Annotated in this window: 10 protein-coding genes; 5 read left to right on the forward strand and 5 right to left on the reverse strand. The window is 62.0% G+C overall.

Annotation, left to right across the window (positions count from 1 at the left end; translation table 11 throughout):
* Nucleotides 1-113: 113 nt before the first annotated feature.
* Complete coding sequence (ampC, locus tag LOY50_RS10460; RefSeq protein WP_258690794.1) at nucleotides 114-1,262, reverse strand: class C beta-lactamase; 1,149 nt, start codon at nucleotides 1,260-1,262, stop codon at nucleotides 114-116.
* Between the two features lie 226 nt (nucleotides 1,263-1,488).
* Between ampC and LOY50_RS10465 the strand changes: the two genes are divergently transcribed.
* Nucleotides 1,489-2,367 carry a Dyp-type peroxidase gene (locus tag LOY50_RS10465; protein WP_253473231.1) on the forward strand — a complete coding sequence of 293 codons (879 nt, stop codon included), beginning with the start codon at nucleotides 1,489-1,491 and terminating at the stop codon, nucleotides 2,365-2,367.
* A 79-nt stretch (nucleotides 2,368-2,446) separates the two neighbouring features.
* Nucleotides 2,447-3,193 (forward strand): SDR family oxidoreductase, encoded by a 747-nt coding sequence (locus LOY50_RS10470; RefSeq protein WP_253473233.1) that lies wholly within the window; start codon nucleotides 2,447-2,449, stop codon nucleotides 3,191-3,193.
* Nucleotides 3,194-3,336: 143 nt separating this feature from the next.
* Here LOY50_RS10470 and mapR read toward each other — a convergent pair whose 3' ends face one another.
* The 3 genes from mapR to LOY50_RS10485 form a co-directional block, all read right to left on the reverse strand.
* Entirely contained in the window at nucleotides 3,337-4,746 is a 1,410-nt protein-coding gene (mapR, locus tag LOY50_RS10475; protein ID WP_253473236.1) for a GntR family transcriptional regulator MpaR, read from the reverse strand.
* 168 nt (nucleotides 4,747-4,914) lie between these two features.
* Nucleotides 4,915-6,327, reverse strand: a complete 1,413-nt coding sequence (ccoG, locus tag LOY50_RS10480; protein WP_253473239.1) for a cytochrome c oxidase accessory protein CcoG — start codon at nucleotides 6,325-6,327, stop codon at nucleotides 4,915-4,917.
* Between the two features lie 287 nt (nucleotides 6,328-6,614).
* Complete coding sequence (locus LOY50_RS10485; protein WP_214509041.1) at nucleotides 6,615-6,851, reverse strand: DUF3203 family protein; 237 nt, start codon at nucleotides 6,849-6,851, stop codon at nucleotides 6,615-6,617.
* A gap of 137 nt (nucleotides 6,852-6,988) precedes the next feature.
* Here LOY50_RS10485 and LOY50_RS10490 point away from each other — a divergent pair, with 137 nt between their 5' ends.
* Complete coding sequence (locus LOY50_RS10490) at nucleotides 6,989-7,489, forward strand: MgtC/SapB family protein (RefSeq protein WP_258690795.1); 501 nt, start codon at nucleotides 6,989-6,991, stop codon at nucleotides 7,487-7,489.
* Nucleotides 7,490-7,630: 141 nt separating this feature from the next.
* Here LOY50_RS10490 and LOY50_RS10495 read toward each other — a convergent pair whose 3' ends face one another.
* Nucleotides 7,631-7,795, reverse strand: coding sequence for a hypothetical protein (locus LOY50_RS10495; RefSeq protein ID WP_013692690.1), 165 nt, complete (start codon nucleotides 7,793-7,795; stop codon nucleotides 7,631-7,633).
* Between the two features lie 210 nt (nucleotides 7,796-8,005).
* Here LOY50_RS10495 and LOY50_RS10500 point away from each other — a divergent pair, with 210 nt between their 5' ends.
* Both LOY50_RS10500 and treS read left to right on the forward strand, forming a co-directional pair.
* Nucleotides 8,006-10,003: an alpha-1,4-glucan--maltose-1-phosphate maltosyltransferase gene (locus LOY50_RS10500; protein ID WP_258690796.1), complete on the forward strand. Its 1,998-nt coding sequence runs from the start codon at nucleotides 8,006-8,008 to the stop codon at nucleotides 10,001-10,003.
* A 228-nt stretch (nucleotides 10,004-10,231) separates the two neighbouring features.
* On the forward strand, nucleotides 10,232-13,576 hold the full coding sequence (treS, locus tag LOY50_RS10505; protein WP_258690797.1) for a maltose alpha-D-glucosyltransferase: 3,345 nt from the start codon (nucleotides 10,232-10,234) through the stop codon (nucleotides 13,574-13,576).
* Nucleotides 13,577-13,582 lie beyond the last annotated feature (6 nt).

The following is a 13,582-nucleotide window of genomic DNA, read 5'->3' on the forward strand; positions in this document are numbered from 1 at the left end:
ATCAAGATCAAAAGATCGTCCGAACGCGGCCCGAGCCTTCGGCAGCTCCTACAGGCCCAGCGGGAGCAAGCTCCCTCGCCACAGGGAAACTCATCACCCCGAGGCGACATGAGTTATTGGCCGTCCAACGCCATCAGGATCCGATGCGCCGCTTTCACCCGTTCTTCATTCGGGTAGTTTTTGTTGGCTAGCATGACGATCCCCATGTCCTTTCCGGGCACGAACGCCGCGTACGCGCCGAAACCGTTGGTAGATCCTGTCTTGTTGATCCAGGCGCCGTCCGGTGCTGGATGGGGCGGGTTGAGCGGTTCGACTTTTTGTGGGGGCAGGGCCATTTGCGGTGTATTACCAGCGAGCAGCTCATCCAAGGTGAACGGAGCGGGGTAGAACTCCCAGCCCAGCCCCTGATTCATCCCGCCAACCTTGTAGAAACCTGTATGCGTCGTGGCAATCGCTTGCTTCAAATCCGCGTCCAGTTTTTCAGGTCGCAGGTTGGCCTCGAGGAAACGCATCAGGTCCGATGAGCTGGTTTTCACCCCGTAGGCCTCGGAGTCCAAGGCACCCGGCCCGACCCGGACGGGCTTGCCGTCTTTTGCATAGCCTTGGGCGTATCGGCCCGACTGATCCTGCGGCACCCGCACATAGCTGTGCTTGAGGCCCAGCCCTGGCATCAGCGTGCGCTCCATCACCTCGTCAAATGGCCGCGCCAGGCTGCGGGCTGCCAGATAGCCGTACAGGCCGATGCTCGGGTTTGAATAGAGCCGCTGGGTGCCGGCCGGGTAGCGCGGCTTCCAGGTCGTGTAATAACTGAACATCCGGTCCGGATGGTCCGCCTCGGTGGGGAACTGCAACGGCAGGCCACCGGCGGTATAGGTGGCGAGGTTGAGCAGGCTGATGCCGTCGAAGGCGCTGCCACGCAGCTCGGGGGCGAAGCGACTGGCCGGGTCGGCCAGGGACAGCTTGCCCTGGGCTTGGGCATAGGCGCCAAGGGTGGCGGTGAAGGTCTTGCTGATCGAGCCGATTTCGAAGAGGGTCTCGTCGGTGACCGGCTTTTTCGTGTCCTTGGAGGCCACACCGTAGTTGAAGTAATGGCGTTGACCGTTGTAGGTGATCGCCACGGCCATGCCGGCGATGTCCTGTTGCTTCATCAAGGGCTGGATGACGGCATTGACCGTATCTTCAATGCGCTCCTGGGCAAAGCCTACGGGCGTCCCGCAGACCAGGAAAAAAGTCCCGGCGAGTATCGATCTGGCAATTTGCATGGTGCAGCGTTCTCGTTGGCCTTCCTGGAGGGGGTCAATCTAGGGCGTTTCTGGCTGTCCGGCAATCTGAGCTTATCGGGCCGAGACATGTTTCTGAGCAGTCTGACAGGGCTGCGGGAGTCTTCCCACAAAACGGCCCGGTTGCCCGACGCGATCGGACCTCAAGCCAAACCACACAAAGCGGCAGCCGCCGGGTAAACTCGGGACTCTTTCTAAAGGAGTTCACATGAGTTACTACCAGCCCGGCATTCTCGCCACCCCTGTTCCGCCTCAGGCCCGTCATTTGTTTTTTGCCCTGGAATCGGTCGAGGCATTGCCGGCTGCGATAGACAAACTCCTGTTGCTGGTCGATGGGCGGGCCGTGGTCGGCTTTGGTGAATCGCTGGTCCAGGCGCTGGGCGCCCAGGTCGAAGGCCTGCGGGCCTTTCCTGCCTTGGCCGGCGTGGGCGTGGACAACCCCTCGACCCAACACGCGTTGTGGTGCTGGCTGCACGGCGAAGACCGTGGCGAGCTGATGCACCGCAGTCGCGCCATCGAGGCGGCGCTGGCGCCGGCGCTGCGCCTGGTGCAGATGAACGAAACCTTCCGCCATATGAGCGGCCATGACCTGACCGGCTACGAAGACGGCACCGAAAACCCTCACGACGAGGCTGCCATCGCCGCCGCCCTGGCCCAGGGCGCCGATGGGGTGCGCGGTGGCAGTTTCGCCGCGATCCAGCAATGGCAGCACGATCTGGACGGTTTCGCGGCGATGCAACCCCATGAGCGCGACAACATCATGGGCCGTCGCCTGAGCGACAACGAAGAACTCGACGACGCGCCGGAGTCGGCCCACGTCAAGCGCACTGCCCAGGAAAGCTTCGCCCCGGAGGCGTTCGTGGTCCGTCGCTCCATGCCGTGGATTGAAGGCGACCGTGCGGGGCTGATGTTCCTGGCGTTCGGTTTCTCCCTCGATGCCTTCGAGGCACAACTGCGCCGCATGAGTGGCCTGGAGGACGGTATCACCGATGGCCTGTATCGCATGAGCCGGCCAATCACCGGCGGCTATTACTGGTGCCCGCCGCTGTTGGACGGACGCCTGGATCTGCGCGCCCTGGCCCGGTAAGCGCAGCGGTTTGTGCAAAGCGTGACGTGAACGCTATTCTTGGCAGCGCACGTCTATCCGTGGAATGGGGGAAGCAAACGTGGATAAAGTCATCGTCATTACCGGTGGCGGCCGCGGAATCGGGGCGGCCACCGCGCTGTTGGCTGCCGAGCTGGGTTATCGGATCTGCATCAATTACCAGTCCGACGAAAATGCCGCGCAGGATGTGCTCGAACAGGTCCGGGCCAAGGGCGCGCAGGCGATTGCCGTGCGGGCCGACGTGAGCATCGAAGACGAAGTGATCGGCCTGTTCGACCGGGTGGACGCCGAGCTTGGCCGTGTCACCGCCCTGGTGAACAACGCCGGCACGGTCGCGCAGAAATCCCGGCTCGATGAAATGTCCGAATTCCGCATTCTCAAGATCATGAAGACTAACGTGCTAGGGCCGATTCTTTGCGCCAAGCACGCGGTGCTGCGCATGTCGCCCAGGCACGGCGGGCAGGGTGGCAGCATCGTCAACGTCTCGTCGGTGGCCGCGCGCTTGGGCGCACCGGGGGAGTACGTCGATTACGCGGCCTCCAAGGGCGCGCTGGACACCTTCACCATCGGCCTGTCCAAGGAAGTGGCCGGCGAAGGCATTCGCGTCAACGCGGTGCGGCCCGGCTACATCTATACCGATTTCCATGCCCTGAGTGGCGACCCGGACCGGGTCAGCAAGCTGGAATCAGCGATCCCCATGGCTCGGGGCGGGCGTCCGGATGAGGTGGCCGAAGCGATTATCTGGCTGCTGTCGGACAAGGCTTCGTATGCGACCGGGACGTTTGTGGATCTGGGGGGTGGGCGCTGAGTCCTGGGGTGTCTTTTCTGGCGCCATCGCGAGCAAGCTCGCTCCCACAGGAGATCTGCTGAGTAGCTGAGCTATTTATCTCACCGCAAATCCACTGTGGGAGCGAGCTTGCTCGCGATGGCGGTCTGACAGACAACCCAAATTCAAAACGACCGAATAATCCGCCCCAACGTCTCCATGGCCTTTTCCGAGGCCTCGGTCCACGGGCTGCCATAGTTCAAGCGGATGCAATTCCTGAACCGCCGGGTCGGTGAAAAGATCGGGCCCGGCGCGATGCTGATGCCCTGGGCCAGGGCCATCTGGAACAGTTTCAGCGAATCCATCTGCTCCGGCAGCTCCAGCCACAGGAAGTAGCCCCCCGCCGGCTGGCTGACCCGGGTCTGGGCGGGGAAGTAGCGGGCGATGGCGGCGAGCATCGCGCTTTGCTGTTCCTCCAGGGCATAGCGCAGTTTGCGCAGGTGACGGTCGTAGCCGCCGTGTTGCAGGTAGTCGGCGATGGCGGCCTGGGCCGGCATCGAGGCGCACAACGAGGTCATGAGCTTGAGCCGTTCGATCTTCTGCGCGTAGCGCCCGGCGGCGACCCAGCCGATGCGATAACCCGGTGCCAGGCTCTTGGCGAACGAACCGCAATGCATCACCAGCCCTTCGGTGTCGAACGCCTTGGCGGGCTTGGGTGCCTGTTGGCCGTAATAGAGTTCGGCGTACACGTCGTCCTCGATCAGCGGCACCTGATGGCGACGCAGCAGCTCTACCAGCGCCTGTTTGCGCTCCTCGGGCATGGTCGCGCCCATGGGGTTCTGGAAGCTGGTCATGCACCAGCAGGCCTTGATCGGATGGCGCTCCAGTGTCTGCGCCAGCACGTCCAGGTCGATGCCATCGCGGGGGTGGACGGGAATTTCCACGGCCTTGAGCTTCAGGCGCTCCAACACTTGCAGGCTGGCGTAGAACGCTGGCGCTTCGATCGCCACCAGGTCGCCGGGCTCGGTCACGGCTTGCAGGCACAGGTTCAAGGCTTCCAGGGCGCCGTTGGTGACCAGCAGTTCCTCCATGGGCAGCATCAACCCGCCGACCATGTAGCGCAGGGCGATCTGTCGGCGCAAGTGTGGATTGCCCGGCGACATGTCCGTGACCACCATTCGCGGGTCCATGTCCCGTGTTGCGCTGGACAGCGAACGGGACAGCCGTTGCAGTGGGAACAGCATCGGGCTGGGGAATGCCGAGCCGAACGGTACGGTGGCCGGGTCCTTGATCGAGTCGAGGACCGAAAATACCAGTTCACTGACGTCGACTTCGGTGGACTCGTGCACCTGGCTGCTGATCGCAGGCTCCGAAAACGGGCTCGGCGCATGGGTGTTGACGAAGTAGCCGGAGCGCGGCCGGGCCCGGATCATGCCGCGTCGTTCCAGCAGGTAATAGGCCTGGAACACGGTGGATGGGCTGACACCGTAGGTCTGGCTGGCGTAGCGCACCGACGGCACGCGCTGACCTGGCCCCAGCATGCCCGAGCGGATCAGTTCAGCGATGTCGTCGGCAAATTTTTCGTAGCGTTTCATGGTGGGGCCCAGTGAATTTGTGAACTGACTGTGGGAGCGAGTTTGTGGGAGCAAAGCTTGCTCGCGAAGAACGATGACGCGACCTCACTGTTGATTTGTGTCGCCTGTATCGCGAGCAAGCTTTGCTCCCACAGGCTTGCCCTCACAGGTGCCCGGCATCTTACGGGTTCAACGATTCATCGGTGCGACAAAACGGCTCTTGGCCACGCTGTAGATGCCCGGCTCGTCACTGTCGGCAACCTTGAACATCATTTCCTGGGAGCCTTTGCCAGGCCGTTCGCTGAGCATCGCCACCGACACCGGCACATCGACGATTTCACCCGGGGCCAGGCTCAGTTGGGTCTTGCCTTGCAGGATGAAGCCGTCGCCGTCCACCAGGGACAGCTGATAATCCTGGCGCTGTTGGGTCTTGTTGATGATTTTCAAGCTGTAGATGTTCTCGATCTGGCCTGCGCTGTTTTCGCGGAACAGGCCACGGTCCTTGCTGACGTCCAGCGACACCATGGGCCGTTGCATCAGCGCCACGACCAGCGCGCCGATCATCACCAGCAGCACGGCGGTATAGCCGATCAGCCGAGGCCTGAGCAGGTGAGTCTTGCCGCCCTGCAACTGATGTTCGGAGGTGTATTTGATCAGGCCGCGGGCGTAGCCCATCTTGTCCATGATCGAATCGCAGGCATCGATGCAGGCCGCGCAGCCGATGCATTCCATCTGCAGGCCGTCGCGGATGTCGATGCCGGTGGGGCAGACCTGCACGCACATCTGGCAGTCGATGCAGTCGCCCAGGCCAATATTGGCCGGGTTTGCCTCGCGTTTGCGTGGGCCGCGGATTTCACCACGGGCCGCATCGTAGGAAATAGTCAGCGTGTCCTTGTCGAACATCACGCTCTGAAAGCGTGCATAGGGGCACATATGCATGCACACCGCTTCACGCAGCCAGCCGGCGTTGAGGTAGGTGGCTGCGGTAAAGAAAAGCACCCAGAACAGGCTCACGCCGGCCATTTGCAGGGTCAGCAGTTCTTCGGCCAGGGGGCGGATCGGCGTGAAGTACCCCACGAACGTCAGGCCGGTGAGCAGGCTGATGGCCAGCCACAGCGTGTGCTTGGCTGAGCGGCGCAAGAGTTTGTTCAGGCCCCAGGGCGCGGCCTGCAGCTTGATCCGCTGGTTGCGTTCGCCTTCGGTGATTTTCTCGCACCACATGAAGATCCAGGTCCAGGAACTCTGCGGGCAGGTGTAGCCGCACCACACGCGACCGGCAAACACGGTGATCGCAAACAGGCCGAAGGCGGCAATGATCAGCAAGGCCGACAGCAGGATGAAATCCTGGGGCCAGAAGGTCGCGCCAAAGATGTGGAATTTGCTTTCGGAAAGGTCCCAGAGCACCGCCTGGCGGCCGCCCCAGTTCAACCATACCGTGCCGAAGAACAGCAGGAACAGAACCCCCGCACCGCTGATGCGCAGGGTACGAAACAAACCGGTGAAACTGCGGGTGTGGATCAGGTTGTCGGTGCTCCTGGCCTTTATCTTCGTTGGCGCAGGTTCGAACGTCTGTATCAACTGGACGGGGATTCTATCGCTCATGGTCGGTCGCTCATCAGCCTCTATCTGGCCGGCGCACTATGACCATGGAACTGTTTGCATAACAGACTCAGGTGTTTCGATAAAAACCGGATCAGATGCCGCGAAACCCAGGCGCTGCGACACTTTGATGCACCCACGGACGAACGAACAATCCCTGTGGCAAAGGGATCTGTGGGAGCAAAGCTTGCTCGCGATACAGGCACCTCGGTTCAGGAGGTACCGTGTTGTTTGCATCGCGAGCAAGCTTTGCTCCCACGGATTGAACTTGTCGCAAAGGTCCAGGGGGTTCAGATCGCCGAGCCGCTGTCCGTGGCCTTGAGGTGCTTGCGCCCGTCGACTGCGCCGGCCACGGTCAAGGCATCCACTTCGGCTTCAGTGAGGTAGACCAGGTCGCCATTGATCTCCACGGCCGACATGGCTTTGTCCGGGTCGGTGATAACGACCAGTTCGCTGGCGGGGCGTAATTTCTCTCCAGCGGCGGTTTCGAAATGGCAGGTCTTGTCGTTGTCGATTTCTTTAAGCATGGCGTCGCTCCTTTCTGAGTGTCCTGAGCATTAGGTCTCGCGGCCAAGCCAGGGTTCGTGGCGGCTGATCAGCGGTCGGGCGCACCTCTGGCGCCGCCTGCGGTCCATCGTTTATCGAATGAAAAAGAGGACGGTCCATGGACGCCTGGTGGCATGAAGTCTGGGTAACCCTGCAGGCGGAATTCGCCGACATCACCGATGCCCAGCAGATGACCCGGGTCGCGGTGCGCCTGCTCATGGCCGCGCTGCTGGGCGGCATCCTGGGTTTCGAGCGCGAACACAAGGGCAAGGCTGCCGGCGTGCGAACCCACATGCTTGTGGCCCTGGGGGCGGCGCTGTTCGTCTTGGTGCCACAGATGTCCGGGTCCCAGGCCGACGCGATGAGCCGGGTGATACAAGGCGTGGTCGCCGGCATCGGTTTTCTCGGCGCTGGCACCATCCTGAAAAACACCGACGGCGACGAAGGTCACGTCAAGGGCCTGACCACCGCTGCGGGCCTCTGGATGACCGCCGCCATTGGCGTCGCCGCCGGGTTGGGGCGAGAGGCGACGGCGGTGCTCAGTACAGTGCTGGCGCTGGCGATCTTCAGTGTGATGCCGGTGATCGTCCGGGCGCTGGAGAAGGGCGGCAAGCCATAGCCTGGGTATAAGACTTGAACATTAGACTTGTGGGAGCGAGCTTGCTCGCGATAGCGGAGGATCAGCCAGCCACTATGCTGATTGACAGTCCGCTATCGCGAGCAAGCTCGCTCCCACAGGGATTAGCTCCAAATCGTTGACTCAAACCCGCTCCGGCGGCGCCTCGCTCGGCGGGTCACCCAGCGGCGGTTGTGGGTCCAGCGGCGGGTCTTTCTCTGGAATAGGCTCGGGATCAGGGCCGGGCGGGGGCAAGGTGGGGTCGTCGATGTTCGGATCGGGTGTTTCGGCCGGGATGGGAATATTCATCAGGACGGGTCTCCGTGACGCACATGGCTTGAGTCGTGCTTATTGTTGTTGACCACCTTGCACCGGCTTTGATCCCCGGATGCATCGGGGTAAATACCTCTGAACTTTTAGCCGTTGATTCGGTTCGGAGTTTAAGTGAGTTTTTTCAGGGACCCGTTGGGCCTTTACCGCCACAAGCGCGTCCATGGGGCGTAAAAGGAGCGATGCTCGATGACTGCCGAACACCCGACTGAACTGGCCTACAACCCGCATTTGCCACTGTCTCAAGCCTTGCTGTTGCCGCGTATTGCTATTGAAAACACCATGCCGGTGATCGACGGCGGGCAATTCGCCGCCAAGGCCGTAGCTGGGCAGGACGTGACGGTGACCAGCAAAGTCTTCGCCGATGGTCATGACAAGCTGGCCGTGCGCATTCGCTGGCGTGCGCTGCAGGATGAAGTGTGGAACAGCGAGGTCATGAGTGACCTGGGCAACAACGGCTGGCACGGCCAGTTCAACGTGCCGGAACAAGGCCGCTATGTGTTTTGTATCGAGGCCTGGATCGACCAGTTCGCCAGTTTTCGCTACGAGCTGGAAAAGAAATTCGCTGCAGGGGTGCCGATCAGCCTGGAGTTGCAAGAAGGGCGCAACCAAGTGCAAATGGCCGTCGAGCGCAGCACCGGTGACCTGAGCGAGCAACTGGCGGCCTTGCACCATGAGCTCTCCGGTCTGTTGCCGACCGAGCAGGTGGCGCTGTTCCTGGCGCCGCGCAGTGCCGATCTGATGTCCCGGGCCGATCATCGCCCATACTTGAGCATCAGCCCCGAGTATCCGCTGGATGTGGAGCGCCAGCTGTCGGAGTTTGCCAGCTGGTACGAGCTGTTTCCCCGCTCGATCACCGACGACCCCCAGCGCCACGGCACTTTCAACGACGTGCATTCGCGCCTGGCGATGATCCAGGACATGGGCTTCGACGTGCTGTACTTCCCGCCGATCCATCCCATCGGTCGCAGTTTCCGCAAAGGCCCGAACAACTCCCTCACCGCCGGTCCCGACGATCCGGGCAGCCCGTATGCCATTGGCAGCGAGGAGGGTGGGCACGAGGCCATTCACCCGCAATTGGGTAGCCGCGAGGACTTCCGGCGCCTGGTGGCGGCGGCCGCTGACCACGGCCTGGAGATCGCCCTGGACTTCGCGATCCAGTGTTCCCAGGACCACCCCTGGCTCAAGCAGCACCCGGGCTGGTTCAGCTGGCGGCCGGACGGCACGATCAAATATGCGGAAAACCCGCCGAAGAAATACCAGGACATCGTCAACGTTGATTTCTACGCGGCCGATGCGATTCCCAGCCTGTGGGTGGAGCTGCGGGACATCGTGGTGGGCTGGGTCAAGGAAGGCGTGAAGATATTCCGCGTCGACAACCCTCACACCAAGCCGCTGCCGTTCTGGCAATGGCTGATCGCCGATGTGCGGGCCCAGTACCCTGAAGTGATCTTCCTGGCTGAAGCGTTCACCACGCCGGCCATGATGGCGCGGCTGGGCAAGGTCGGTTACTCCCAGAGCTACACCTATTTCACCTGGCGCAACACCAAGGCTGAGCTGGCGACCTACTTCAGTGAGCTCAATGAATCGCCGTGGCGTGAATGTTACCGGCCGAATTTTTTCGTCAACACGCCAGACATCAACCCGGCCTTTCTCCATGAGTCGGGGCGCGCCGGTTTTTTGATCCGCGCGGCCCTGGCAACCATGGGCTCGGGCCTGTGGGGCATGTATTCGGGCTTCGAGCTGTGTGAGTCGGCACCGGTGCCGGGCAAGGAGGAATACCTCGATTCGGAGAAATACGAGATCCGCCCCCGGGACTTCACCGCGCCGGGCAACATCATTGCCGAGATCGCCCAGCTCAACCGCATCCGCCGGCAGAACCCGGCGCTGCAAACCCACCTGGGCCTGAAAATCTACAACGCCTGGAACGACAACATTCTCTATTTCGGCAAGCGCACCGCCGACGGCAGCAATTTCATCCTGGTGGCGGTGAGCCTTGATCCGCGCAACCCGCAGGAAGCCAGTTTTGAGTTGCCGCTCTGGGAGATGGGCCTGCCCGACGACGCCCAGACCCAGGGCGAGGATCTGATGAACGGACATCGCTGGACCTGGTACGGCAAGCACCAGTTCATGCGGATTGACCCGGCGTACCAGCCGTTCGGGATTTGGCGGATCAGCGTGGTGTGATGCGCACTCCCACAGGCGCTGCTTAGGAGCTGTGTAGGAGCTGTGTAGGAGCTGTCGAGTGCAGCGAGGCTGCGATCTTTCCCCAGCCACTTGAATCTCAAGCGAAAGATCAAAAGCTCAAAAGATCGCAGGCTTCGCCAGCTCCTACAGGGGGATAAGGCCCTCCGCCACAAAAAGACCTCACAAGCCTGTATCCCGCGGCTTTATTGAATTCATCAGGAGTTGCAAATGGCGAAGAAACCCCGGTCTGCCACCTTCATCAAAGATCCGCTCTGGTACAAGGACGCGGTGATTTACCAGGTCCACGTAAAATCCTATTTCGACTCCAATAACGACGGGATCGGTGACTTTCCCGGCCTGATCGAAAAGCTCGACTACATCGCCGACCTGGGCGTCAACACCATCTGGCTGCTGCCGTTCTATCCTTCACCCAGGCGCGACGACGGTTATGACATTGCCGAATACCGCGGTGTCAGCGCCGACTACGGCACCATGGCCGATGCGCGACGGTTCATTGCCGAAGCCCACAAGCGCAACCTGCGGGTAATCACCGAGCTGGTCATCAACCACACCTCGGACCAGCACCCCTGGTTCCAGCGCGCACGCAAGGCCAAGCCGGGTTCGAAGGCGCGGGACTTCTACGTCTGGTCCGATGACGACCACAAGTACGACGGCACGCGGATCATTTTCCTCGACACCGAGAAGTCCAACTGGACCTGGGACCCGGTGGCGGGCCAATACTTCTGGCACCGCTTCTACTCCCACCAGCCCGACCTCAACTTCGATAACCCGCAGGTCATCAAGGCCGTGTTGTCGGTGATGCGCTACTGGCTGGACATGGGTATTGACGGCCTGCGCCTGGACGCCATCCCGTACCTGATCGAGCGCGACGGCACCAACAACGAAAACCTGCCCGAGACCCATGACGTCCTGAAGCTGATCCGCGCCGAGATCGACGCCAACTACCCCGACCGCATGTTGCTGGCCGAAGCCAACCAGTGGCCGGAAGACACCCAGTTGTACTTCGGCGATGTCGACGCCCAAGGGATGAACGGTGACGAATGCCACATGGCCTTCCACTTCCCGCTGATGCCGCGCATGTACATGGCGCTGGCCCAGGAAGATCGCTTCCCTATCACCGACATCCTGCGCCAGACCCCGGAGATCCCCGCCAATTGCCAGTGGGCGATTTTCCTGCGCAACCACGATGAGTTGACCCTGGAGATGGTCACCGACAAGGAGCGTGACTACCTGTGGAACTACTACGCCGCCGACCGTCGGGCGCGTATCAACCTGGGCATTCGTCGGCGCCTGGCGCCGTTGGTGGAGCGCGACCGTCGTCGCGTCGAGTTGCTCAACAGCCTGCTGCTGTCGATGCCTGGCACGCCGACGCTGTACTACGGCGATGAAATCGGCATGGGCGACAACATCTACCTGGGCGACCGTGATGGCGTGCGTACGCCGATGCAGTGGTCCATCGACCGCAACGGCGGTTTCTCCCGTGCCGACCCGGCCAGCCTGGTGCTGCCGCCGATCATGGACCCGCAGTACGGCTACCAGTCGGTCAACGTCGAAACCCAGGCCGGTGACCCGCACTCGCTGCTCAACTGGACCCGACGCATGCTGGCGGTGCGCAAGCAATCCAAGGCCTTTGGCCGTGGCACGTTGAAGATGCTCTCGCCGAGCAACCGCCGGATCCTGGCCTATACCCGCGAATACACCGGGCCCGACGGCAAGCACGAAATCATCCTCTGCGTGGCCAACGTGTCCCGCAGCGCCCAGGCCGCCGAACTGGATCTGTCGACCTACGCCGGTATGGTCCCGGTGGAGATGCTCGGCGGCAACGCTTTCCCACCCATCGGCCAGTTGAACTTCCTGCTGACCCTGGCGCCGTATGGCTTCTATTGGTTCGCCCTGGCAACCGAGAACCAGATGCCGAGCTGGCACGTGGAACCGGCCCAGAGCTTGCCGGACTTCACCACCCTGGTGCTGAAAAAACGCCTGGAAGAATTGCTCGAAGCGCCATCGCGCACCACGCTGGAGCAAACCATCCTGCCGAGCTGGTTGCAGAACCGGCGCTGGTTCGCCGGCAAGGACAGCGCGATCGAGAAGGTCGAGATTGTCTATGGCGTGCGTTTTGGTGACCCGCAGCACCCGGTGCTGCTCAGTGAAATCGATGTCACCAGTGGCGGCCAGACCCTGCGTTATCAGCTGCCGTTCGGCCTGCTCGCCGAAGACCAGGTGGGTGCGGCGTTACCGCAGCAACTGGCGTTGTCACGGGTACGTCGGGTGCGTCAGGTGGGCTTGATCACCGATGCATTCAGCCTGGAAAGCTTCGTGCGCGCCGTGCTGCACAGCATGCAGGCCGCCACGGTGCTGCCGTTCGCCGAAGGTGAGTTGCGCTTCGAACCCACCGAAGGCCTGGCCGCGCTGAACCTGGGCGATGAGCCGGAGGTGCGTTACCTGTCCGCCGAACAGTCCAACAGTTCGGTGGTGGTGGGCAGCAGCCTGGTGCTCAAGCTGATTCGCAAGGTCGCCTCGGGCGTGCACCCGGAACTGGAAATGAGCGCCTACCTGACCGCTGCCGGTTTCAGCAATATTTCACCGCTGCTGGGTTCGGTGGTTCGCCGCGACGCCCAGGGTGAAGATGCGCTGCTGATGATCGCCCAGGGCTACTTGAGCAATCAGGGCGATGCCTGGGAATGGACCCAGAACAACCTCGAACGCGCCCTGCGCGATGAGCTGGCGGACGCGGTGTCCGAGCAGGAGCAACATTACAACGCCCTGGGCGAACTGAAGGATTTCGCCGGCATGCTCGGCCAGCGCCTGGGGGAAATGCACCAGGTATTGGCCCAGGCTACCGACGACCCGGACTTCGCGCCGCAGGCTACCAACGCCAAGCAAGCCCAGGCCATCGGCAAGGACGTGGTCGCCCAAGTGGAAAACGCCTTGCGCCTGCTCAAGCAGAACCAGGGCCAGTTGAACCCCGCGGACCAGGCCATGGTCGCACGCTTGCTGGAGCACAAGAAAACCGTCCTGGCCCATGTCCAGGCACTGGCCAGCAAGGCTGAAGGAGGCTTGCGCATTCGCGTCCATGGCGACCTGCACCTGGGGCAGGTGCTGGTGATCAAGGGCGACGCCTACCTGATCGACTTCGAAGGTGAGCCGGCGCGACCATTGCATGAACGACGGGGCAAGCACAGCCCGTACAAGGATGTCAGTGGCGTGTTGCGTTCTTTCGATTATGCAGCGGCCATGGCGATTCACTTGCACACCGTCGACAGCACGGCCGATGCCGATGCGGCGCGGCAACGAGTCGCCGATCGTTATCTGAAAGAGGCTCGCCAGGCATTTGTCGAGGCATATCGGCTGGCGGCAGCTAGTCTTGCCCATGAGTGGAAGGATGCTGAAGGCGAAGACGCCGCACTGGCGTTGTTCGGCCTGGAGAAGGCGGCCTATGAAGTGGCCTATGAAGCCGAGAATCGCCCCACCTGGCTGCCCGTGCCGTTGCACGGTCTGGTCGGGTTATTGAGTGGGCTGCAACCCTTTTCCGACGTAGCCGGACCGATTTAGTGGAGA

This window comes from Pseudomonas sp. B21-010, from assembly GCF_024749325.1.
Classification (GTDB): domain Bacteria; phylum Pseudomonadota; class Gammaproteobacteria; order Pseudomonadales; family Pseudomonadaceae; genus Aquipseudomonas; species Aquipseudomonas kilonensis.

Bases quoted from the DNA above. Each gene is read 5' to 3' on its own strand.
- mapR (WP_253473236.1), bottom strand. From the start codon at position 4,746: ATGAAACGCTACGAAAAATTTGCCGACGACATCGCTGAACTGATCCGC.
- treS (WP_258690797.1), top strand. From the start codon at position 10,232: ATGGCGAAGAAACCCCGGTCTGCCACCTTCATCAAAGATCCGCTCTGG.
- LOY50_RS10500 (WP_258690796.1), top strand. From the start codon at position 8,006: ATGACTGCCGAACACCCGACTGAACTGGCCTACAACCCGCATTTGCCA.
- LOY50_RS10490 (WP_258690795.1), top strand. From the start codon at position 6,989: ATGGACGCCTGGTGGCATGAAGTCTGGGTAACCCTGCAGGCGGAATTC.
- ampC (WP_258690794.1), bottom strand. From the start codon at position 1,262: ATGCAAATTGCCAGATCGATACTCGCCGGGACTTTTTTCCTGGTCTGC.
- LOY50_RS10465 (WP_253473231.1), top strand. From the start codon at position 1,489: ATGAGTTACTACCAGCCCGGCATTCTCGCCACCCCTGTTCCGCCTCAG.
- LOY50_RS10485 (WP_214509041.1), bottom strand. From the start codon at position 6,851: ATGCTTAAAGAAATCGACAACGACAAGACCTGCCATTTCGAAACCGCC.
- ccoG (WP_253473239.1), bottom strand. From the start codon at position 6,327: ATGAGCGATAGAATCCCCGTCCAGTTGATACAGACGTTCGAACCTGCG.
- LOY50_RS10495 (WP_013692690.1), bottom strand. From the start codon at position 7,795: ATGAATATTCCCATCCCGGCCGAAACACCCGATCCGAACATCGACGAC.